This is a genomic window from Chryseobacterium hagamense, from assembly GCF_007991455.1.
In the GTDB taxonomy this organism is placed as follows: domain Bacteria; phylum Bacteroidota; class Bacteroidia; order Flavobacteriales; family Weeksellaceae; genus Chryseobacterium; species Chryseobacterium hagamense.
In genome coordinates this window covers 1-21,285 of record NZ_BJYJ01000005.1, presented here as the reverse complement: position 1 = coordinate 21,285, position 21,285 = coordinate 1, and the positions used below count along the sequence as shown (strand labels likewise).

The window sequence follows — 21,285 nt, the reverse complement described above, 5'->3', positions numbered from 1 at the left end:
ACAGACATGGCATCACAAGAATTAATCAGGAAACTGGAAAAAACCATTGAAAACATCCCTGACTTTCCGATTCCGGGAATTCAGTTCAAAGACATCTCCCCCATTTTCCTGGATTCGAAACTATATGAAGAGGTAATTGCAGATCTGGCTGCAGCAAGCAGAGGAAAAGTAGATGCCGTATGCGGAATCGAGAGCCGAGGCTATCTTTTCGGGATTGCCATCGCAGTCGCCCTGGAAGTTCCGTTCATCCTGATCCGTAAGGCAGGCAAGCTGCCGCCACCGGTGATTTCAGAAAAATATGACCTTGAATACGGAAGTGCAGTAATTGAGACGCGTGAGGGACAGATAAAGGCCGGACAGAAAGTGCTGATCCACGACGACCTTCTGGCTACCGGCGGTACCACCGAAGCGGCGGCCAGACTGGTAGAAAAGCAAGGCGCCACCGTAGCACAGTTCAGCTTTCTGATTGCCCTTACCGGCCTGAAAGGGGAAGAGAAACTGAAAAAGTTCAATGCGGAAGTCTATCATATCCTGGAATACTAAACTTTTCAAAAATCAATATAAAAATGCTTTGTGAAATCTTTCATGAAGCATTTTTTCTGACAAAACCTTACCGTCCGGCAGCGTATAATTTACAATTCGTAATATTTCGTCAATAATCCGCAGAAAGTATTTTGTAAATCATTCAGAAACAATTAAATTTGCATTTCAATTTTTAATAATTTATGGCAAAACTTACAAACGAGCAAGAGGGTAAAGAAACGGTTGAGTTTTTTAAAGATCTTGACAGAGAAGCTTTAAACACGGAAAGATTCATTGAAAAATATTCAAAGCCTCTGGCAGTTATTTTCGGAATACTGGTTCTGGGTGTACTGGGTTTCTTCGGGTACAAGCAATTTGTAGTAGCTCCTAAAAATGTGGAAGCCGTAAAAGGTTTCCTGGCAGCTCAGAAAAATCTTGCTGAAGGAAAAAATAAAGAAGCGTTGGGCGGTAATTCAGCGGCGAATCCGGGATTCCTGGGAACGTATAACGAATATTCCGGGACAGCGGTAGGCGAGCTTTCTGCCTACAATGCCGGTTTATTGAAATTTAAAGAAGGAAAATTCCAGGAAGCTTACGATCTTCTTGATAATTTTTCATCTGATAACAAAACGTTGATGGCAATGAAATACGGCGCGATGGCAGATGCGAAATCGGGACTGAACAAAAACGATGAAGCATTGCAGCTTCTTGATAAAGCAGCATCGGCTTCAGATGATCCTTATACCACTTATTATTTCACAAGAAAAGCAGGGATCGTAGCTTTAGGATTAAAGAAAAATGCAGAAGCGAAAAAGTATTTTGCAACGATTGATGAAAAATACCAGGATTACGACAACGGAATGTCTGATTCTTATATCGAAATGACTAAATATTACTAAATAATGGCAACAGTTAATCTTTCCGATTACAAGCCACTTCATATAACCAATGCCGATGAGTTTTCTATCGGCATTGTTTTTTCTGAGTGGAATGATTTTGTAACCTACAATCTTCGTGACGCAGCCCTGGAAATCCTTCAGAAGGAAGGCGTAAAACCTGAAAACATCAGACTCTTTCCGGTTCCTGGCGCTTTTGAACTGAGCTATGCAAGCATGCAGCTGTGCAAGGAACGTAAATTCGACGCGGTAATTTCCATCGGATGTGTGATCCGTGGTGAGACTCCTCACTTCGATTACGTCTGTTCTGCAGTGGCCCAAGGAATCAAGGACTGTAATATTTTAACCGATACCCCGACAATTTTCTGTGTCTTAACGGATGATACCAAGGAACAGTCGATGGCAAGAAGCGGCGGGGATCTTGGAAACAAAGGCGTCGAGGCAGCCGTTACGGCCCTGAGAATGATCGACTTCAGAAAAAACCTTTCCGCTAAAAAAGGAAATATCGGTTTTGGCCATTCCTGATCCAGCAATTTTTACTTTTACCATATCGGGGACTACAAAAGCAGTCCCCTTTTATTTATTCATACCATAAAAAAACATCCAAATCAGCCTTTTAAAATATTAATTTTTTAATCTTTTTTTAACCATTTATAAAGTTTCTAATTTTTATGAGATTTTGAAAATATCGGTCAAAAAATAATCTCTTATTCTTACTTTTGTAGAAATTAATATTCAGTTTACACAGATGTTTGCTCAGAAAATCAGGCCCTTCCTTTATCTAGGGGCTCTATACCTCACCATTTCCCTGATCACAAGAATCGTTTTTTTATTTCACCCGATTACCACGGCAAGTTTCGGCATTTTTGAAATTCTGAAAATCCTGCTGACCGGGGTGCTGAATGATGTGCTGGTTTTCGTTATCACCTGCCCTTTTCTTGCTTTGTATTTTCTATTTTTATCGAATTCAAAATACCAGAAACCTTATGGACAGATCATATTAAGTTTGCTTATTCTGTTGTTTCTGTATATCCTTCTGATCCCGAACAATATCTTTAAACAATACGGAGGATCGATAGCTGAAATTGCACTGACATTTATAGGCCTGAAAATTATTTTCTTTGCCTTAATGTTTTTCCTTCCGGAAAGGCGGCTGCAGATAAGAAACAGCCTCTATTTCGTCACTCTTTTCCTGTATGTACTGCTCATTGTTTTCAATGCGGTAAGCGAATATTTCTTTTATAATGAATTCGGACTGAGATATAATTTTATTGCCGTCGATTACCTCATCTATACCAATGAAGTCATCGGAAACATCATGGAAAGTTATCCCGTGATTCCTCTATTCCTGGCGATTGCCGCAGTAACCCTTACCATTACGGTTCTTATTTACCGGAGAACAAAAACCGAATTGTCGGACCTTCCCAACCTGAAGCAGAAAACCATTCTGATGGGTTCCTATCTGGTTTTATGCGGAATAAGCCTGCTGGGTCTGAATTTCACCACAAAAATCAAAAGTAACAATGTTTTCGGAGAAGAAATCCAGGCCAACGGGTTGCCGAAATTCTATTGGGCATTTACCCACAATGAGCTTGATTATTTCCAGTTTTACCCTGAGATCAATCAGCAGCAGGCAGAAAAAAGCTTTTTAAGCCAGTTTACTCCGCCTGTGTTGCAGAGAAATATCATTCCGGCAGCACCTGAACTGAAAAAGAATGTCGTTTTGATCTCGATTGAAAGCTTATCTGCAGATTTTCTGGCCCATTATGGGAATACGCAGAAAATTACGCCATTCCTGGACAGCCTGGCCGATCAATCACTGATATTCACCAACCTTTATGCTACCGGAAACAGAACGGTGCGCGGGCTTGAAGCACTCACCTTATGTATTCCGCCGACGGCCGGGGAAAGCATTATTAAAAGAGAAAACAATAAAAATAAATTTACCACGGGCAGCGTCTTTAAATCGAAAGGCTATGACGTGAAATTTTTATACGGTGGCTACAGCTATTTCGACAATATGGAGGATTTCTATAAAGGGAACGGCTATGACATCGTAGACCGGAACAACTTTACTCCGGAAGAGATTACCTTTGCCAATGTCTGGGGTGTAGCAGATGAAGATATGGCCAGAAAAGCCATCAGTACCATGAATGCGGAAGCAAGATCCGGCAAGCCGTTCTTCAACCATTGGATGACGGTTTCCAACCACCGGCCATTTACCTACCCGAATGGAAAAATTGATATTCCGGGCGACGCGAAATCCCGTGAGGGCGGCGTGAAGTACACGGATTACGCCCTGAGAAAATTCTTTGAAATGGCTAAGCAGCAAAGCTGGTACAGGAATACCGTATTTGTGATTATTGCCGACCACTGTGCTTCCAGCGCAGGCGACACCGAGCTTCCGATGGACAAATACCGGATTCCGGCAATGATTTTCTCGGAAGGATTTATCCGGCCGCAGAAGTTTACCCAGACCATGTCCCAGATTGATGTAATGCCTACCCTCTTCGGCCTCCTGAACTTTAAATACCAGTCGAAATTCTTAGGCCAGGATGTGATGACCAGACAATTCCAGCCCAAGGCCTATGTAGCGACCTACGAAGACCTTGGTCTTATCAGCGACAACCATTTAACGATTATCTCCCCGGTACGGAAAGTGAAGCAGTACGCATTGGTTCAGCAGAAAAACAATCTCTCTCCCGAATTCAATCTTTATTTTGACGAAAATCCGCTGAAAGAAAAAGATCAGAATAAAACCCTGATAAATGCAACCATCTCAGCGTATCAGTCGACTTCGTACTGGCTGAAAAACAATAAGCTTAACCGCTGATTAAATGCGGAACGAAACGGCTCTGGTTATTGGTAATCCGGTGAACACTTTCCCTGATACCGATGCCGGCAGCTTCCTGACCGATCACCCAGCTTCCGACTACGGGGTAATTCCCATCGAAATCCGGAAGGTCAAACAACTGCTGGTAAATAAAGCCTTCTTTGCCATAGGCTCCGAAATTTTCTTCTACGGGTTTGCCGTTCTTATACAGAATGATATTCGCGCCTTCCCTGGAATAGACCGGTTTTTTAGCGAAATCTTTCAGGCCTTTCTGTTCAAAATAAGCAGGCAGCAGATACGGATGACCCGGATACATTTCCCAGAGGACAGGCAAAATGGCTTTTGAGGAAAGCAGCACCTTCCAGGCCGGCTCGATCCATTGGGAACGGAACCCGTTTTCAACCAGTTTTTCCCCAAAGCCGTCCTGTAGGATCCATTCGTAAGGATACAGCTTGAAAATATAATCCATTACGGAACCGTCTCCGGCAATAAATTCTCTGATCTCTTCCGCCCAGCCGATGTCCTGAATGGGAATAAATTCCGTCTCGAAGCCCGCCTGCGTTGCACAGTCGCGAAGGTATTCCACATTCGTAACGTCTTCAATATTCGTCAATGAAGCGAAATGAATATAACGCGGGTTCATATATTGGGTGAGGTACTTCCAGTAGTCTACCAGCTTTTCATGAATGGAGTTGAACTGGTCTTTCTCGGGAAATAATTCCTGCAGCCAGTACCATTGGATCACGGAGGCTTCATACAGTGAAGTCGGCGTATCGGCGTTGAACTCCAGCAGTTTCAGGTTGGTCCCGTCAAATCCGAAATCGAATCTCCCGTAGATCGAAGGATGGTCTTCTTCCCAGCTGGTGACGATATAATTCCGGAACCATTCGGGAATACTGAAATGGTCCCAGAGGTTTTTCTCAATAATATAGTCTACCGCTTTCAGGCACATCTGCCACAATTCGGCAGTGGCTTTTTCAAGCGTATCCACTTCTTGCATGGAGAATTCATAATAATGGCTTTCATCCCAGTAAAGTCCTTCCAGGGAATGGTAGCCGAAGCCTAAATTTTCGAGCTTTTCTTCCCAGTTTTTCCGGATGGGTGATGCTGTTCTTTTCATATTTATGATGATGCCCTGAAGCCGCTTCTTCCGAGTCCGCCTCTGATTACACTTCCCTTATAAGAACTTCTTCCGATATTCGATTTCGAACTGATGGCATCACTGTAGTAGCCCGTCCGGTGGTAGCCTCCGTTGCGGTATGCACCATAGGGCCGGAATGCGTGATACCAGAAAAATCCAGGCATAAAACCGTGTGTCCTCGAATAGGAAGCCGTGGTATCGGATCTCATATAGACCTTTTTCTCATTCTTCCACTCGTCTTTGGGCTTCTCCTGCGAACAGGCCGCCAGGATTCCCGTTACGAAAAGCAATTTTACAGAACCCGACTTTTTCATTATTGTACCGTAATATAAAATTCGTAATCCTTTTTTGTGATGTCCTTATGAACAACTCCGTCCTTATCTTCAGATTCCATCAGCGTATCGCCAAGAGCCGGGATCGTATCCCGTTTTATAATTTCTTTAAAAAGCTTTTTATCCTTCCAGATTTTGTGCCGGGTCACCAACACATCTGCCGTATCGATATGCTCTACTGAAAGTTCCGTTTCTATTGATGATTTCTTGTCTATCCTGTTGACTTCATCTTCCCTGTATTCTTTTTCGTTGCAGGAAAAAACACCTGCTAAAAAGATCATGAAAGAGATTTGTTTAATTCTTCTCACTTTGGCATAATTTTTCACAAAAGTAATTATTTAATAAGATAATAATTTTAAATTTAACGTAATAAAAAAATTAGACTATGAGATGGACTGACGACAGAAGCGATAATGTGGAAGACAGGCGTGGGCTTGGCGGTGGAGCCGTGGTAGGCGGCGGGCTGGGAACACTGATTATTGCTGCTATTATATTTTTCTTAGGAGGAGATCCCTCTTCCATTCTTTCTTCAGGTGCAGGTTCCGGCGCAGCCAGAACCGAACAGCGCGAACTGAGCCAGAATGAGCTGAAAATCCGTGAATTTGTAAAGATGGTAACTGCCGAAAACGAAGAAACCTGGACTAAAATTTTTGCAGAAAACGGCATGCAGTACAAGCCGGCAAAAGTAATTCTTTTTGAAGATACAACTCAGTCGGGCTGCGGCGTAGCACAATCTGCCATGGGGCCATTTTATTGTCCGGCAGACCAGTCGGTATACATGGACATGAGTTTCTTTAAGGAGCTTGAATCGCGTTTCGGTGCAAAAGTTACCGAATTTTCGATTGCTTATGTTATGGCCCATGAAATGGGACATCACGTTCAAACATTATTGGGGACTACGCAAAAAGTGGATGAACTGAGAAGAAGCGGCAGATATTCCGAAGCTGAAATGAATCGGGTTTCAGTAGCGACAGAGCTTCAGGCAGATTTTTACGCGGGTGTATGGGCAAAACAGACCGACAGCAGAGAGCATATTCTGGAACCGGGAGACATCCAGTCGGCGATTGAAGCGGCGGAAGCTGTCGGAGACGACAATATCCAGAGAAGGTCTCAGGGGTATGTAAATCAGGAAAGCTTTACCCACGGATCATCTGCACAGCGTAAAGAATGGTTTATGAAAGGATATGAAACCGGCGATATAAGACAAGGAGATACATTCAACCAGCTTTTGAAATAGTGTATTTATTATCCGATCATTTATAAATAATACTACAATTACACAATGAGAAATAAAATATTAATCATTACGGTTTGTTTTTTATGCAGTCTTGTGTTTGCCCAAAACAATCCGGTAATCAAAAAGACGATTCGCAATTTTCCAGAATAAGAAAAGCAGCTGTTCAGGATTATGATAAAAAGAAAATGAAATATTATCATTTTGGACTGCTTCCTTTATCCGAAAAAACAAAAAGGCTGCTGGCAAAGAATAACATCAAAATTATTAATAAAAATTGCATCGTTATTCCGGAGCTGGCATATTATAACAAAATTATTTTAGAGAAAACTCATGTAAAAATATAATCCTGAAGAAATTCTTCAGGATTATATTTTTATTGCAATTCTATCGGGTTGCTGTTTTTCTTCGCTTCATCTTTCACCCTCTCCTCCATTCTCTTTCTGAAATCAGCCGGAGGATTACCGCCACCGCCACCACGGGGACCACCATCACCGCCGATTCTTATCTGTGTACCGCCACCCTGTGTCATGAAAGACATCGGATCTTCCTGAAATTTTTTCTGTTGTTTTACATAATCTCCCCTTTTTACCTTAATGGTATTTCCGAACTGGTTCATGGCAGGGAAATCATCGATTTTATAGTTCTTCATTAAATCGAAGGAATAATCGCCTTTATCATCTTCTGCCTTTACGATAAGCCCGGGAAGTCCTCCGAATTTATACGGGCCGTCCTGATATGGCAGATCTGTGGTGAACCACGCCGTCCATTTCCTGCCGCCGAAATCCGTTTCCGCTTTCTGGACTTTATAATCTCCGATCTTCGTCGTTTCCGACAATATTTTCCAGTTAAGCGGGCGGTCTTCCTCATACGTATAGACATCCCTTCCGATCCGGTCTTTAAAAGTCATTTTCTGGCTTTTTTTATCTTTTTCGACGGAGTAATTGATGTTTGAGCGCAGGCCTTGCATCTGCTCCCTGTTGAAGCTCCGGGCACCTCCGCTTTGGAAAGTTGCCTGCATCACAGAATCCCGCTTGATCCTGTTTTCGGAATAGAACACCGATTTTTCCGGGGAAATATCCAGATAGGCATTTTCGGTTTTTACATCGCTTTTGTTTGATGCATCCGGTTTCATCGTCACCTGGTATACAAACCTATTCACCTGTGCGAAGGCCGTCTGTATGAATAACGCCAAAGCAATGATTGCTAATTTTTTCATTTCTATTATATTTTATTGTAATTCAATTGGATTCCGGCTTCCTATATCAGAAGGAACATTTATAGTTCCTGGGCTTTGTATTGGAAAATTATTTCCGGCATCCATCCCGCCGCTCCGGCTTCCGTGATGGCCACCTCCCTGCATGCCGCCTATATTCCCATTCATTCCGCCCATTCCGAAATTCTGCATTCCGGTTCCATTATTTCCTGTCACAGACTTTCTGTTTTTCATCAATTCCAGTTCCAAAGCCGCTTTATCGCGATGAAAACCAACTTTTGTACTTTGTTTTGCATCAGAATATACGGGTTCTTCAAATGAATTTTTAAGGATTATTTTTTTAACCAAATCAAATTTATAATCCCCTCTATCATCTTCCAGCCTAACAATCAGTCCCGGCAGTCCCGAAAACTTGTAAGGCCCGTCGGAAACGGCAATCTCTTTCGTAAACCAGGCAGTCCAGGTTCTTCCCCCGAAATGGACTGTTGCTTTCTGGGCCTGATGGCCGTTCTGCTTTTCCGCTTCCTGGGTTATTTCCCATTGTACAGGCTTTTCTTCTGCATAATAAATCTGTTTTCCTCCTACCCGGTCATAATAATATATCTTCTGTTCAGGAATATTTTTAATGATAAAATATTCAAAGAAAGTAGGCTCGAAATGTTTCCTGTTTCCCGCTTTGGAAAAATCTTTTTCCTCTTTTTTCCGGGTTTCTTTTTCTTCCGGTTTAAAAGAAGCGGTAAGAGAATCCCTGATCAGTTTGTTTTCACTGATAAACAAGGAATGGTTTCCTTTTACATCCAAAAAAGTGCGTTCCGTCTTCATACTTACCAGGTTAATTGAATCCGGATTCACAGATGTTTCATAAATATACCTCGTTGTCTGAGCGTAGGAAAATGTTGTAAAAAACAACACCAAAAAACCAAGTAATTTTTGTTTCACTGTTCATTTTCTTTATAGATAAAAAATGTATTTCAAAGTTAAATCAAAAACGTATACCAAAGGCTCCGGACATGAATTTTAAGGACTTTTAACAATCACTTAAGATAAAAACGAACGGTATAAAGAAGAGAATCATTAAAATAGACATCTTCGATTTGAGATTGCGGAAATTAGTTCGTATTTTTGCATTATTAAATCATTCTAAATAAATACAATGATAAAAGTATCAGATCAAGCGAAGGCAAAAGCAATTCAGCTGATGACAGAAGAAGGCTTTAACCCGGTAGAAGACTTTGTAAGAGTGGGGGTAAAAAGCGGAGGATGTTCTGGTTTAGAATATGTTTTAAAGTTTGACAACCAAAAAACAGACACTGATCAAATTTTTGAAGACAATAACATCAAAATTGTTGTAGATAAAAAATCCATCCTCTATTTGGCAGGAACAACTCTTGAATATTCGGGAGGATTAAACGGAAAAGGATTTGTTTTTAACAATCCGAATGCATCCAGGACGTGCGGATGCGGTGAAAGTTTTTCTCTTTAAAATTCAATATTTAAAATTTAAAACTCGGTATTGGCAACGTATAAGAGTTCAGAGATTTGGAAATCCGGTAACTTTCGAGAGAACTTTGTAATGATATTATCGAAAATTCCGGTCTTAAAAATATTTTTCGTCTGGCCAATCAGATTGATGGATCGATTTTCAGACTTAATAATGGATATTATTGCTGAGAGGTTTGAAGGAAACGGCAATAAAGAATTATACAACTCTTATATATTTCCAAAGCATCTTGTGGAGAAAATATCCCAGTTGGACAGGGTTTTAGATAGAAATTTTATTTCAAATGAAAAATTTGAAGTTTTAAGAAATAAAACGACGGATTTAAGCAGGAAAAATAGGAGGCTTTATATTTTACTTGCAAAACAGTGATCTTAAAGGCTCAAAATATAAATGATAATTAAATTAATTCGGAGAAGCAAAATTTTGAATTTCGGATTTTGAATTTTTGAATATTAAATATGAATAAATATACTGAAGACGATCTAAGAGTTGATCTAGAAAATAAAAAATACGAATTCGGCTGGGAAACCAAAATCGATTACGAAGACTTCCCGACCGGTTTGAACGAAGATATCGTCCGGGCCATCTCTGCTAAAAAAGAAGAGCCGGAATGGATGACCGAATGGCGTCTGGAGTCTTTCAGGATCTGGCTGAAAATGACGGAACCCGAATGGGCCAACATTAAATATGAAAAGCCGGATTTCCAGGCTATTAAATATTATGCTGCCCCAAAAGCCAAGCCCGAACTGGAAAGCCTGGATGAAGTAGATCCTGAACTGCTGGCAACATTTGCAAAACTGGGCATTAACATTGAAGAGCAGAAAAGACTTTCCGGTGTCGCCGTGGATATTGTAATAGATTCTGTTTCCGTGAAGACCACCTTCCAGGATACCCTGATGGAAAAAGGAATCATCTTCTGCTCGATTTCCGAAGCGATCAAGAACCATCCTGACCTGGTAAGAAAATATCTCGGAAAAGTGGTTCCGAGAGGCGATAATTTTTATGCAGCCCTGAACTCCGCGGTATTCTCCGACGGAAGTTTCTGCTATATCCCGAAAGGTGTAAGATGCCCGATGGAGCTTTCTACTTATTTCCGTATCAACCAGGCCGGTACCGGACAGTTTGAAAGAACGCTGGTGATTGCCGATGAAGGAAGTTATGTTTCTTACCTTGAAGGCTGCACGGCACCGTCAAGAGACGAAAACCAGCTTCACGCTGCCGTCGTGGAACTGATTGCGATGGATGATGCCGAAATTAAATATTCAACCGTTCAGAACTGGTATCCGGGGAATGAAGAAGGAAAAGGCGGGGTTTTCAATTTTGTGACGAAGAGAGGGCTTTGCGAGAGAAACGCAAAAATTTCCTGGACTCAGGTGGAAACCGGTTCTGCCGTAACCTGGAAATACCCTTCGTGTATCTTAAAAGGAGACGGATCAATCGGTGAATTCTACTCTATTGCCGTAACCAACAATCATCAGTATGCCGACACGGGAACCAAGATGATCCATATCGGGAAGAATACGAAATCAACGATTATTTCCAAAGGAATCTCTGCCGGAAAATCACAGAACTCCTATCGTGGACAGGTAAAAGTAATGCCTTCTGCAAAAGGAGCACGAAATTTCTCACAGTGTGATTCCCTGCTGATGGGTAACGAATGCGGTGCCCACACATTCCCTTATATTGAGATCAAGGATCCTTCTGCCCAGCTGGAGCATGAGGCAACCACTTCAAAAATCGGGGAAGACCAGATCTTCTACTGCAACCAGAGGGGAATCGACACGGAAAGAGCCATTGCTTTGATCGTGAATGGTTTCAGCAAAGAAGTTTTAAATAAACTACCGATGGAATTTGCCATTGAAGCCCAGAAATTACTGGAGATTTCTTTGGAGGGTTCTGTAGGATAGATGTTTAAACATTAAGAAATTAGGGTTTTTAAATTCTTAATGCGTAAAAGTTAAGGAATTGATAAATCAATTCTTGTAAAGAAAATTAAGATGACAAAAACACAAATAACACAGCTTTCCTATGATATTATAGGTTGCGCAATTAAAGTTCATAAAGAACTTGGGCCTGGCTTATTGGAAAGTGTTTATGAAATGTGTTTGGCATATGAATTAAAAGAGAAGGGATTTATAGTAAATCAACAGATCAGTACCAAAATCAATTATGGAAAAATTGAAATTGAAACTCCGCTAAAGATTGATTTACTGGTGAATGATACAGTTATTATTGAAATCAAAACGGTAGAAAGTCTATTACCCGTTCATCAGGCACAACTGATGATTTACATGAAAATATTGAGAAAGCCTCAAGGTCTCTTGATTAATTTTTATACGGATAATATTTCGAAATCGATGATTCCTTTAGTCAATGAATATTTCACTAAACTCCCGGAATAATTAATATTGATGAAGTTAAAAACAGAAACACCTTAACTGATCTTAATTAAAATCAATTTATTGATTTCCTTAAAGAAAATAATACATTAAAAATTGCTTAAATTCTTAATGTTTAAAATAAAAATAGTATTTCATTCGCCGGCGTTAATGCCTTTGTAATGGTTGTTTAGTGTTACAGAGGATATACTCAAAGTCTAACCTTGCGATAAACTAAAATATATGTTAGAGATAAAAAACTTACACGCCAAAATTGAAGACGGCGACAAAGAAATTTTAAAAGGAATTAATCTTGAAATAAAGCCGGGCGAAGTTCACGCCATTATGGGACCGAACGGGGCCGGTAAATCTACCCTGTCCTCTGTGATCGCAGGAAAGGAGGAGTATGAAGTAACGGACGGTGAAATCATTTTCAGCGGCGAAAATATTATTGAAGATGCGCCTGAGGAAAGAGCACATAAAGGGATTTTCCTTTCTTTCCAGTATCCGGTGGAAATTCCGGGGGTTTCCGTAACCAACTTCATCAAAGCGGCGATGAATGAAAACAGAAAAGCCAACGGATTCGGAGAAATGCCTGCCAAGGAAATGCTGGCGATGATCCGTGAGAAATCCGAAAAGCTGGGCATTAAAAAAGATTTCCTTTCAAGATCACTGAACGAAGGCTTTTCAGGAGGTGAAAAGAAGAGAAACGAGATCTTCCAGATGATGATGCTTAACCCGAAACTGGCCATTCTTGATGAAACCGATTCCGGACTGGATATCGATGCCTTGAGAATCGTGGCAGATGGGGTAAATGCTTTTAAAAACGAAGGAAATGCAGTGCTTCTGATTACCCACTATCAGCGACTGCTGAATTATATCCAGCCTGATTTCGTTCATGTTTTAGCCAACGGAAAAATCATCAAAACAGGTGATAAATCCCTTGCTTTAGAACTTGAGGAAAAGGGCTATGACTGGCTTCTAAATTAAGTTTATATACTTAATTCCTCATCAATTAAATATTGAATGTATTCAAATTTGATAATGAAATACCCCATTAAGGTTTGGCTTTTCACTAATTTGGTTCCTGTACTTGGATTATTAATTAAATTTTGTTTTTTTAAATTTAACAAAATTTTTGATCCTTTTATTTTAAAGCTTTTACTTTTGGGATTTATTTTTTCAGGTCCGGCAATGATTGGATTTCGGATACTGGATAAAAGAATTGAAAATATCTCGATTGTTAAATCAAAGATCATTTTAAGTATATATTCTTTTGTATCTGTTTGGATTACATTATTTATTTTAAATTTGATAATTTCCTGGATTCCTGTAAGTCGTTTTTTAGGAGGATATTACGGAATGGCTTTGTTTTACATACTTTTCATGATTTTAGGAATTTGGGGATTTAAGAGGTCTAAATCATTACAACTAAATTAGTGATACGATGTTTCACTTAATTAGAAAAACATAATTAAAAATGAGTAGCGAAAGCATCAAAATTATGACTTTAAAAGAACAAATTATAGAAAACCATAATGAATTCCTGGAGAGTCTTCGTCACCGATTTTTGGATGAAGACCGGAAAGCAGCACTGCAAAGATTTGAAAGCATTGGTTTTCCTACAAAGAAAGACGAAGAATATAAATATACCAGCTTAAAGGAAATCACTGAAAAAGCATACAACTTTTTCCCGAAAGAAAACCATAATATTACCAAAGAACAACTGGATCAGCTGCACCTGGGTGAAGAAAACTTCGACTGGATTACTTTCGTAAACGGTAAGCTTCGCAAAGAATTATCCAAGGTTTCTATTGAAAACGTTGAATTCCTTTCCTTTAATTATGCTTTGAATGATGAAAAGCATAGGGATGTTTTCGATCAGTATTTCAATACGATTGCTTCTGATCAATCAGCCTTTACCAATCTGAACCAGGCCTACTGCAAGTATGGTTTTTTCCTGAAGGTCCCTAAAAATGTGGTCATTGAAAAACCGATCCATATTTTTTATATTTCCCAGAATCAGGAAGAAAATACCTTCTACAATACAAGGAATTTATTAATTGTCGATGAAGGTGCCAAAGTGGAAATTATCGAAAGCCATCATAATTTTGACAGCACTTATGTATTGACCAATTCGGTAACTGAAATTTTCACTTATCCAAATGCAAAGGCAGACTGGCATAAACTCCAGAATGACAACGATACTTCTTATCTGATTGACAATACCTTTGCAAAACAGGAAAAAGACAGTTTAACGACCGTAAATACATTCTCTTTCGGAGGCAAACTGGTGAGAAACAACCTGGATTTCATTCAGAACGGATCGAATATCAATTCATTCATGAACGGAATTACGATCATTGGGAAGGACCAGCTGGTAGATCACCATACGGCGGTTCATCACAACCAGCCGAACTGCGAAAGCTATCAGAACTACAAAGGGATTTTTAACGGGAATTCCCACGGGGTTTTCAACGGGAAGGTATTTGTGGATAAAATAGCGCAGAAAACGAATGCTTACCAGCAAAACAACAATGTGCTCCTTAGCGAAGGTGCTAAAATCGATACGAAGCCGCAGCTGGAGATTTTTGCTGACGATGTAAAATGCTCACACGGCTGTACCGTCGGGCAGCTGAATGAAGATGCCCTTTTCTACCTTCGGGCAAGAGGAATTTCCAAGAAAAAAGCGCAGGCTCTGTTGCTTTATGCGTTTGCCAATGATGCGATGCAGAATATCGATATCGAGCCTTTAAAAGAAAAAATCTCAAAGGTTCTGGCAGAGAAATTAGAAGTAGATATAGAATTTTAACACTATATAGTTGATAAATATGAACGGCCGTTTCTGAGGAAACGGCCGTTTTTTATTTTTTTACAAACCCAATTTTTAAGGATGTGCCTTATCACTTTTTATTTTGCCTATGAAAATACTGGTAGATTATGGACTTAGTAATGTAACGTGAATTCGACCGTATTGAAATTATATTCAGCTATTTTTGCTTAATTCAAAAATAAAATTTAAACTGATTTAGTCAGGATTTTAAATGGAATTCCTCCTGGCAGAACAAATAAACAGTCACACACCAGACAGGACTTCATCTTATCCGGTAGTAAGCCATCCCTTCGGGACTTTAAAAACAATATAAATCAGGCATTGAAGATGAAATAAGAACACTCTTTGGTGGAGTGAAAAAAATACTTGGTTTCAAAATCAAAGCCTTTCCTATCCTGACAAGATCAACTTCCGGCATCCGGCTTCCTGCTTCCAGCCTATTAATCCAGATCCTTCTTCGAGTTCGCGTTAATGTAGGGGGTTTCCGATTCTGATTTAAATAAAAATAATCCAAAAAATTCACTTTCAGGAAATCATTATGCCTTTTAAATTTTTTGTTTTAAAAATTATTATTTCATTAATAAAAGAATTAAAATTTTTAAAAGGATTTAAATATTCAATGAATGTTGAAACAAAATCCGTTAATTATAAATTTTCTACATTTACGGCAAACACGAAAAAATGCTGATCAAAGTTTACGGAAGTGCCATCCATGGCGTTGCGGCACAGACCATTACCATTGAAGTCAATGTAGATACCCGCGGTGTAGGCTATCATCTGGTAGGCCTTCCCGATAATGCCATCAAGGAAAGCAGTTACCGGATTTCTGCCGCCCTTAAAAATGTGGGCTTTAAAATTCCCGGTAAGAAAATTACCATCAATATGGCGCCTGCCGACCTCCGGAAAGAAGGCGCGGCGTATGACGTGAGCATTGCCATCGGGATCCTGGCCGCCTCGGATCAGATCCTGGCCGAAAATATCCATGAATACATCATCATGGGGGAACTTTCCCTGGATGGAACCTTACAGCCGGTTAAAGGGGTATTGCCGATTGCGATCCAGGCGCGTGAGGAAGGGTTTAAAGGGATTATCCTTCCGAAGCAGAATACCCGCGAAGCAGCTATTGTCAACAGCCTGGAGGTCTATGCGGCAGAAAATATCAAAGAGGTCATCGACTTTTTCAACGAAGGAAAACCGCTTCCGAAGATCGAAATCGATACCCGGAAGGAATTTCAGGAAAAGATCAACGATTTCCCTTTCGACTTTTCCGAAGTAAAAGGCCAGGAAACCGCCAAGAGAGCGATGGAAGTCGCCGCTGCGGGAGGACACAACATCATCCTGATCGGACCGCCCGGAAGCGGAAAAACGATGCTCGCAAAAAGGGTACCGAGCATTTTGCCGCCACTTACCTTAAAAGAAGCGCTGGAAACAACCAAAATCCATTCGGTAGCCGGAAAAATGGGAACGGAAACTTCCCTGATGACCGTCCGCCCTTTCCGCTCTCCTCACCACACCATCTCCGATGTGGCCCTGGTAGGGGGAGGAAGTTATCCCCAGCCCGGCGAAATTTCACTGGCTCACAACGGTGTCCTGTTTCTGGATGAAATGCCCGAATTCAAAAGAACCGTTCTCGAAGTGATGCGCCAGCCGCTGGAAGACCGCGAGGTCACCATTTCCAGAGCACGGTTTACGGTAAATTATCCCGCCAGTTTTATGCTGGTGGCTTCCATGAACCCAAGTCCAAGCGGATTCTTCCCAGACGATCCCAATAATACATCCTCCACTTTCGAAATGCAAAGGTATATGAGTAAATTGTCCGGGCCGCTCCTCGACCGGATTGACATTCACATTGAAGTGCAGAAGGTGGAATTCGAGCAGCTGGCAGAACGCCGTAAGGGGGAAAAAAGCGAAGATATCCGGAAAAGGGTTCTGGTTGCCCGTGAGATCCAGAGAGAGCGTTATAAAGACTTAAAAATAAGTTATAATGCGCAGATCGGCCCGAAAGAACTTGAAAAATTCTGTCAGCTGGATGAATCGTCTTTCAGCCTGATTAAAACAGCTATGGAAAAACTTAATCTTTCCGCCCGCGCTTATGACCGGATCCTGAAAGTTGCCCGCACCATTGCCGACCTCGAAGAATCTGAAAACATCTTATCCCACCATGTTTCGGAAGCCATTCAGTACCGAAGCCTGGACCGGGAATTCTGGAATGCGTAAAGGCAGATGTTGAATGGTGAATTCCTGCAGATCGGTCCGCTCCGCTAGCAATTTTATATTTTTCCCCGATTAACGATTCACTTGAAAAGCAAAATTGACTTACAGAGCAAAATTCATAATTAACCAATCCGGTTCAATCTTTTTAGAAATTAAAATATAATACGTCGAGTTTTGTCGCATTAAGATTTCATATTTGCGGAAAACATCCGTTTATATGAAAACATCTGCAGAAATATTTGTCCGTCATCCAAAACAGGATAGGGTAAATAACCTACTATCTAAAAGCTTTGCTCCTTACGAAAGTGCTGTGGTAAGCATTGAATTTTCAGGTTTAAAAAATGATTCGAAAGTATTGATGATAAAAAATGACAAAGACCAGTCGGCTCAGTTTTTATGGCAGCAGAATATTATTTCGGCACATATTGAGAAAGGGTATTTTAAAGAAATTATAAATGATTTGGGCGTTACCGTTCATCATAATGAAGATTCAATTACGGTGATTAACGGGGGAGCCCGGCAATTCCTGACTGCAGAGCTGAAATATACAAACCTTCATTAAATTCTTTTTTGCCAGATATAATCATTGTGAGCATTTCAGCTTCAAGGTTTTCTTCGGTTTCCGGTTTCTCAGCTTCTTCAATCCTTGAAGCCATACTTTTTATGAGGGTGGCTCATTTTTGTCAAACAAAACTTTTGCTTCCGGGTTTTCGATAAAATGAAGACAATATCATCAACGATTTCGATAGTCTGCTATTCTTTGTTTTCTCCTAAATAAACCGAAACTCCGCAGGCGAATTATGTTCCCAGCTGTTTCGCATGTCTTACGTTAAGCCTAAAATATAAAATTCTGATTTCATTTTGTCAGACTGCAGTGGTACCCGATTTTAACATCAGAGAGCGTTTTGGTTTTATTTGATGTTTTTTGTTGAGCAGTTGCTCCTTGGAAAATAAAAATTCTTTGAAAGCAGCTTTATTATTCTGTTTTGCGTGATGACTGCTTTAAACTGGATAGTGCTGTTTCATAATTGGTCTTATATCATTGGCATTTTACATAAATTGAATTTTAATATATATATACTAAAATCAGTACAATTTTATCAATAAAAAAACCGCGAAAGAAAACTTTCGCGGCTCTTATAAATATTGATAAAGATTATTTCTTTTTTCCTTTGGCAGGAGTTGCCTTAGGCATTTTTGTTTTGGTATCGGCTGGCGTATTTTCGTCTTTTACCAGCTGTAGTTCATCGATCAATCTTCGGGCACCGGCATATTTGTCGATGGTCCAAAGCACGAAACGAACGTCTACGTTGATGGTTTTCTGCCATTCCGGTTCGAAAACGATGTCTCCGCTTAACGCTTCGCTGTTTCCGTCGAAAGCGATCCCGATCAGGTTTCCGTCGGCATCGATTACCGGAGAACCTGAGTTACCACCGGTAATATCATTATTGGAGAGGAAGTTTACCGGCATATAACCTTTTGCATCGGCATACTGCCCGAAATCTTTCAGGTTGTAAAGATCGATTACCCTTTGCGGAAGATCAAACTCTTCGTCTCCTTTCTTGTATTTTCCTACAAGGCCGGTCATATCGGTATAATAGTTATCGGTAACTCCGAAATAGTTACGGTCTGATCTGATCGGTAATTTATCTACAGTTCCATATGTTAATCTCATAGTGGAGTTTGCATCCGGATAGAACTTTTTCTCAGGCATTGCCTTCATCAGTCCTGCTAAGAACAGCCTGTTGTTTTTCGCAAAATTATCATCGATTTTCACAAATCTTTCGGCAGAAGCTCTTTGGTCGGCTACGATTCCGTTCGCAATCTTCCAAAGCGGATCGGCATCCAGTTTTAAGGCATCAGGATTCAGCACGAAATTCGTTGCCGACGTCTTGTTGGCAAAAATGGAAGAATAAGCGATATTGGAAAGATTGTTGGCATCCAGTCCCATAATGGTTTCGGAAGCCACATCCTTGTTTACTCTGGTTTTGTAAAGATTAACCATCGAATTCATCATCTCGCCTTCCAGCTTGGTATTGATGTTTTCGTAAGCGCTTTTCAGAGCGGCATCCACTTTCGGCTTCATAGCCAGCCTTCCGGCCATATCCTGCTTAGCATAAGCCTGAAGCAAACTTCCTACCTGCAGAGCCAGAGTGAAATATTTGGAATTTCTTGAAAGCTGGGTCATATACATCCTTTCCACATTACGGTCCGAAGTCTGCTTGTAATAGATCCCGATGTCCTCCAGTACATTCTCATTTTCTGCTACATTAGCCGGCTGCACCGCCCATGTCTTGAAACGCTCTTCCTCTTTTTGCTTGTCTGCAATGGTTCCGTTCTTAATAACGGCATCAATGGTTCCCTGTCTGTTTTTCCAGTAGTTGGCTACGGATGCGTATTGGGAAGCATAATTGAGCTGGGTCCCTTTATCTTTGTCCATATACTTCTTCATCACATCCATGGCAAGCTTTGAAGCCTCTACCCACGCCGGATAGTCTTTGTTTACCATTTGCTGGATTCCATAAGAAGTCAGATAACGGTTGGTTCTTCCCGGATACCCTAAGATCATAGAGAAATCGCCCGGCTTAACCCCTTTAAGGGAAACCGGCAGGAAATGCTTAGGCTTCAGGGGAACATTGCTTGGAGAAAATTCTGCAGGGTTTCCTGCTGCATCGGCATACACTCTGAAAACCGTAAAATCTGCCGTGTGTCTTGGCCACTCCCAGTTATCGGTATCTCCGCCGAACTTACCTAAAGCGGAAGGCGGAGCTCCTACCAACCGGATGTCTTTGTAATCCTGGTATACAAAATAATAGAACTCGTTTCCGTTAAAGAAATCCCTTACCACAACCGTATACTTCCCGTTCTCAGAGTTTTCAGACTGGATCGCTTTTGTTTCAGCGTCGATCACGGCCTTACGCTCTGCAGCGGACATATTGTTATTCAGTTTGGAGTTGATTCTCTGGGTAGCATCATCCATTCTTACCAAAAACCTTACGTAAAGATCTTTTGCATTGAATTCATCTTTTTGCTTCATTGCCCAGAACCCGTTTTTCAGGTAATCTTTCTCCGGAGTTGAAGCTGCCGCCACGGCACCGTAACCGCAGTGGTGATTGGTAAAAATAAGACCCTGATTGGATACTATTTCCCCGGTACAGAAGCCTCCGAAACTTACAATAGCATCTTTAAGACTTGAATTGTTAACCGAGTAAATTTCTTCCGGGGTAAGATGCAATCCTTCTTTTTGCATATCTACCCCGTTGAGTCTTTTGACGAGCATTAACAACCACATTCCCTCGTCTGCCCGCATCTGGACAAAGCTTAAAAGGAAAGTGAATAGCAGTAATATTCTTTTCATTGTATTAAATAATTTTTGTGTCGCTAATTTACTAAATTTTTACGGTTCCGCGTCCCGGATGGTACGAAAATGGGTTTAAAGGGTTTATGAAAAGGATGGGGCCTGCTATTTTAAGTATCTTTTGCCTGCAAATATTGCTGAATTGTTCTTCTGCTACTATTTCCGGTTACCCGATTACGAGGGAATGGATGCTGGTTTCTTTTAAAGATTATACAAAAGAAAATCTGATCAGCCATCAGGCTAAAATTAATCTCACGGCCCCTGTTCAAGATGGTAAGATAAAAGGCACTGCTTTTTTGGGTTGTAATAAAACCATTTTTACGGCAGCATTTAAAAAGAGCGGAACCGTTACATTTTCCGACATTGGCTCGACGCAGGCGGCCTGCCAGGAGATGGAATTTGAAGATGAGTTTTTTATCAGCTTTAAAAAGATGCACCGTTACCTTATAGAAGGCCATTTTCTGATATTGAGAGACCGTCAGGGAAACAGTATGCAGTTTATTGCTTCAGACTGGGATTGAAGTTAAAGAATGTTTTACATTTGAATGGTCCTTGATTTACACTAAAATCCACATCATCATTATTTATCGAGGGCTGGTAGCAAAAAGAAAGTCAATCAATGAGTTTTCCCATAGGAAAGAGAGTATGATAGGCTTATCTGTCGTAAGACCATCAGAATTTTGAGAGGCATCATTTAATTTACTTCTGCTATTTCACCAGAGCACACTTTTTACAGAAAGATTTTTTTCAGGAGCTTGATCCCGCTATCCACTGCTACTCCTCACGCCTGCGCTTTGCCATTGCTGATGCCTGCGCCGGGCCTACCC

21 protein-coding genes are annotated in these 21,285 nt (G+C 40.7%); 15 read left to right on the top strand and 6 right to left on the bottom strand.

The genetic code is table 11. The features are described from left to right. The first annotated feature begins 6 nt into the window (after positions 1 to 6). The 4 genes from CHA01nite_RS07380 (at position 7) to CHA01nite_RS07365 (ending at position 4,251) form a co-directional block, all read left to right on the top strand. Entirely contained in the window at positions 7 to 543 is a 537-nt protein-coding gene (locus tag CHA01nite_RS07380; protein ID WP_146940671.1) for an adenine phosphoribosyltransferase, read from the top strand. A 182-nt stretch (positions 544 to 725) separates the two neighbouring features. After that, positions 726 to 1,421, top strand: a complete 696-nt coding sequence (locus CHA01nite_RS07375) for a YfgM family protein (RefSeq protein WP_146940670.1) — start codon at positions 726 to 728, stop codon at positions 1,419 to 1,421. A gap of 3 nt (positions 1,422 to 1,424) precedes the next feature. Next, positions 1,425 to 1,943 (top strand): 6,7-dimethyl-8-ribityllumazine synthase, encoded by a 519-nt coding sequence (gene ribH / locus CHA01nite_RS07370; protein WP_146940669.1) that lies wholly within the window; start codon positions 1,425 to 1,427, stop codon positions 1,941 to 1,943. Between the two features lie 223 nt (positions 1,944 to 2,166). Then, positions 2,167 to 4,251 (top strand): LTA synthase family protein, encoded by a 2,085-nt coding sequence (locus CHA01nite_RS07365; RefSeq protein ID WP_146940668.1) that lies wholly within the window; start codon positions 2,167 to 2,169, stop codon positions 4,249 to 4,251. On the opposite strand, the gene CHA01nite_RS07360 is transcribed toward CHA01nite_RS07365, so the two are convergent. The 3 genes from CHA01nite_RS07360 to CHA01nite_RS07350 are packed head-to-tail and all read right to left on the bottom strand — an operon-like array spanning position 4,241 to position 6,005. Further along, entirely contained in the window at positions 4,241 to 5,371 is a 1,131-nt protein-coding gene (locus tag CHA01nite_RS07360) for a glutathionylspermidine synthase family protein (RefSeq protein WP_146940667.1), read from the bottom strand. The genes CHA01nite_RS07365 and CHA01nite_RS07360 overlap by 11 nt on opposite strands. A gap of 2 nt (positions 5,372 to 5,373) precedes the next feature. Beyond that, positions 5,374 to 5,706 carry a hypothetical protein gene (locus tag CHA01nite_RS07355; RefSeq protein ID WP_146940666.1) on the bottom strand — a complete coding sequence of 111 codons (333 nt, stop codon included), beginning with the start codon at positions 5,704 to 5,706 and terminating at the stop codon, positions 5,374 to 5,376. Beyond that, the gene (locus tag CHA01nite_RS07350) at positions 5,706 to 6,005 is read right to left on the bottom strand and encodes a hypothetical protein (RefSeq protein WP_146940665.1); all 300 of its coding nucleotides are present in this window, start codon (positions 6,003 to 6,005) and stop codon (positions 5,706 to 5,708) included. Before CHA01nite_RS07350 ends, CHA01nite_RS07355 begins: the two co-directional genes overlap by 1 nt. Before the next feature lie 104 nt (positions 6,006 to 6,109). On the opposite strand from CHA01nite_RS07350, the gene ypfJ reads away from it, so the two are divergent. Continuing rightward, positions 6,110 to 6,961 (top strand): KPN_02809 family neutral zinc metallopeptidase, encoded by an 852-nt coding sequence (gene ypfJ, locus CHA01nite_RS07345; RefSeq protein ID WP_146940664.1) that lies wholly within the window; start codon positions 6,110 to 6,112, stop codon positions 6,959 to 6,961. Between the two features lie 373 nt (positions 6,962 to 7,334). Here ypfJ and CHA01nite_RS07340 read toward each other — a convergent pair whose 3' ends face one another. Then, positions 7,335 to 8,177, bottom strand: coding sequence for a GLPGLI family protein (locus CHA01nite_RS07340; protein WP_146940663.1), 843 nt, complete (start codon positions 8,175 to 8,177; stop codon positions 7,335 to 7,337). Between the two features lie 12 nt (positions 8,178 to 8,189). Further along, entirely contained in the window at positions 8,190 to 9,113 is a 924-nt protein-coding gene (locus CHA01nite_RS07335) for a GLPGLI family protein (RefSeq protein ID WP_146940662.1), read from the bottom strand. Between the two features lie 214 nt (positions 9,114 to 9,327). On the opposite strand from CHA01nite_RS07335, the gene CHA01nite_RS07330 reads away from it, so the two are divergent. The 9 genes from CHA01nite_RS07330 to CHA01nite_RS07290 all read left to right on the top strand — a co-directional run bounded on the left by CHA01nite_RS07330 (position 9,328) and on the right by CHA01nite_RS07290 (position 17,662). Further along, positions 9,328 to 9,657 carry a HesB/IscA family protein gene (locus CHA01nite_RS07330; protein ID WP_146940661.1) on the top strand — a complete coding sequence of 110 codons (330 nt, stop codon included), beginning with the start codon at positions 9,328 to 9,330 and terminating at the stop codon, positions 9,655 to 9,657. Positions 9,658 to 9,828: 171 nt separating this feature from the next. Further along, on the top strand, positions 9,829 to 10,044 hold the full coding sequence (locus tag CHA01nite_RS20825) for a hypothetical protein (RefSeq protein WP_228458364.1): 216 nt from the start codon (positions 9,829 to 9,831) through the stop codon (positions 10,042 to 10,044). 89 nt (positions 10,045 to 10,133) lie between these two features. Further along, positions 10,134 to 11,582: a Fe-S cluster assembly protein SufB gene (sufB, locus tag CHA01nite_RS07320; protein ID WP_146940660.1), complete on the top strand. Its 1,449-nt coding sequence runs from the start codon at positions 10,134 to 10,136 to the stop codon at positions 11,580 to 11,582. Between the two features lie 90 nt (positions 11,583 to 11,672). Then, complete coding sequence (locus CHA01nite_RS07315; RefSeq protein ID WP_146940659.1) at positions 11,673 to 12,077, top strand: GxxExxY protein; 405 nt, start codon at positions 11,673 to 11,675, stop codon at positions 12,075 to 12,077. Between the two features lie 219 nt (positions 12,078 to 12,296). Next, positions 12,297 to 13,043, top strand: a complete 747-nt coding sequence (sufC, locus tag CHA01nite_RS07310) for a Fe-S cluster assembly ATPase SufC (protein WP_146940658.1) — start codon at positions 12,297 to 12,299, stop codon at positions 13,041 to 13,043. Positions 13,044 to 13,097: 54 nt separating this feature from the next. Then, a complete protein-coding gene (locus CHA01nite_RS07305) occupies positions 13,098 to 13,493 on the top strand; it encodes a hypothetical protein (protein ID WP_146940657.1) in 396 nt (131 codons plus the stop codon). Between the two features lie 64 nt (positions 13,494 to 13,557). Then, positions 13,558 to 14,865, top strand: coding sequence for a Fe-S cluster assembly protein SufD (gene sufD / locus CHA01nite_RS07300; RefSeq protein WP_146940855.1), 1,308 nt, complete (start codon positions 13,558 to 13,560; stop codon positions 14,863 to 14,865). A 702-nt stretch (positions 14,866 to 15,567) separates the two neighbouring features. Then, the gene (locus tag CHA01nite_RS07295) at positions 15,568 to 17,103 is read left to right on the top strand and encodes a YifB family Mg chelatase-like AAA ATPase (RefSeq protein ID WP_146940656.1); all 1,536 of its coding nucleotides are present in this window, start codon (positions 15,568 to 15,570) and stop codon (positions 17,101 to 17,103) included. Between the two features lie 214 nt (positions 17,104 to 17,317). Next, a complete protein-coding gene (locus CHA01nite_RS07290; RefSeq protein ID WP_146940655.1) occupies positions 17,318 to 17,662 on the top strand; it encodes a hypothetical protein in 345 nt (114 codons plus the stop codon). Positions 17,663 to 18,256: 594 nt separating this feature from the next. Here the strand turns inward: CHA01nite_RS07290 and CHA01nite_RS07285 are convergent. Next, positions 18,257 to 20,458 carry a S46 family peptidase gene (locus CHA01nite_RS07285; RefSeq protein ID WP_146940654.1) on the bottom strand — a complete coding sequence of 734 codons (2,202 nt, stop codon included), beginning with the start codon at positions 20,456 to 20,458 and terminating at the stop codon, positions 18,257 to 18,259. A gap of 134 nt (positions 20,459 to 20,592) precedes the next feature. On the opposite strand from CHA01nite_RS07285, the gene CHA01nite_RS07280 reads away from it, so the two are divergent. After that, positions 20,593 to 20,979, top strand: coding sequence for an META domain-containing protein (locus CHA01nite_RS07280; protein WP_228458363.1), 387 nt, complete (start codon positions 20,593 to 20,595; stop codon positions 20,977 to 20,979). Positions 20,980 to 21,285: the final 306 nt, after the last annotated feature.

Excerpts from the sequence above, each read along its gene's own strand:
- CHA01nite_RS07380 (WP_146940671.1), top strand. The coding sequence starts at position 7 with ATGGCATCACAAGAATTAATCAGGAAACTGGAAAAAACCATTGAAAAC.
- CHA01nite_RS07375 (WP_146940670.1), top strand. The coding sequence starts at position 726 with ATGGCAAAACTTACAAACGAGCAAGAGGGTAAAGAAACGGTTGAGTTT.
- ribH (WP_146940669.1), top strand. The coding sequence starts at position 1,425 with ATGGCAACAGTTAATCTTTCCGATTACAAGCCACTTCATATAACCAAT.
- CHA01nite_RS07365 (WP_146940668.1), top strand. The coding sequence starts at position 2,167 with ATGTTTGCTCAGAAAATCAGGCCCTTCCTTTATCTAGGGGCTCTATAC.
- CHA01nite_RS07360 (WP_146940667.1), bottom strand. The coding sequence starts at position 5,371 with ATGAAAAGAACAGCATCACCCATCCGGAAAAACTGGGAAGAAAAGCTC.
- CHA01nite_RS07355 (WP_146940666.1), bottom strand. The coding sequence starts at position 5,706 with ATGAAAAAGTCGGGTTCTGTAAAATTGCTTTTCGTAACGGGAATCCTG.
- CHA01nite_RS07350 (WP_146940665.1), bottom strand. The coding sequence starts at position 6,005 with ATGATCTTTTTAGCAGGTGTTTTTTCCTGCAACGAAAAAGAATACAGG.
- ypfJ (WP_146940664.1), top strand. The coding sequence starts at position 6,110 with ATGAGATGGACTGACGACAGAAGCGATAATGTGGAAGACAGGCGTGGG.
- CHA01nite_RS07340 (WP_146940663.1), bottom strand. The coding sequence starts at position 8,177 with ATGAAAAAATTAGCAATCATTGCTTTGGCGTTATTCATACAGACGGCC.
- CHA01nite_RS07330 (WP_146940661.1), top strand. The coding sequence starts at position 9,328 with ATGATAAAAGTATCAGATCAAGCGAAGGCAAAAGCAATTCAGCTGATG.
- CHA01nite_RS20825 (WP_228458364.1), top strand. The coding sequence starts at position 9,829 with ATGGATATTATTGCTGAGAGGTTTGAAGGAAACGGCAATAAAGAATTA.
- sufB (WP_146940660.1), top strand. The coding sequence starts at position 10,134 with ATGAATAAATATACTGAAGACGATCTAAGAGTTGATCTAGAAAATAAA.
- CHA01nite_RS07315 (WP_146940659.1), top strand. The coding sequence starts at position 11,673 with ATGACAAAAACACAAATAACACAGCTTTCCTATGATATTATAGGTTGC.
- sufC (WP_146940658.1), top strand. The coding sequence starts at position 12,297 with ATGTTAGAGATAAAAAACTTACACGCCAAAATTGAAGACGGCGACAAA.
- CHA01nite_RS07305 (WP_146940657.1), top strand. The coding sequence starts at position 13,098 with ATGAAATACCCCATTAAGGTTTGGCTTTTCACTAATTTGGTTCCTGTA.
- sufD (WP_146940855.1), top strand. The coding sequence starts at position 13,558 with ATGACTTTAAAAGAACAAATTATAGAAAACCATAATGAATTCCTGGAG.
- CHA01nite_RS07295 (WP_146940656.1), top strand. The coding sequence starts at position 15,568 with ATGCTGATCAAAGTTTACGGAAGTGCCATCCATGGCGTTGCGGCACAG.
- CHA01nite_RS07290 (WP_146940655.1), top strand. The coding sequence starts at position 17,318 with ATGAAAACATCTGCAGAAATATTTGTCCGTCATCCAAAACAGGATAGG.
- CHA01nite_RS07285 (WP_146940654.1), bottom strand. The coding sequence starts at position 20,458 with ATGAAAAGAATATTACTGCTATTCACTTTCCTTTTAAGCTTTGTCCAG.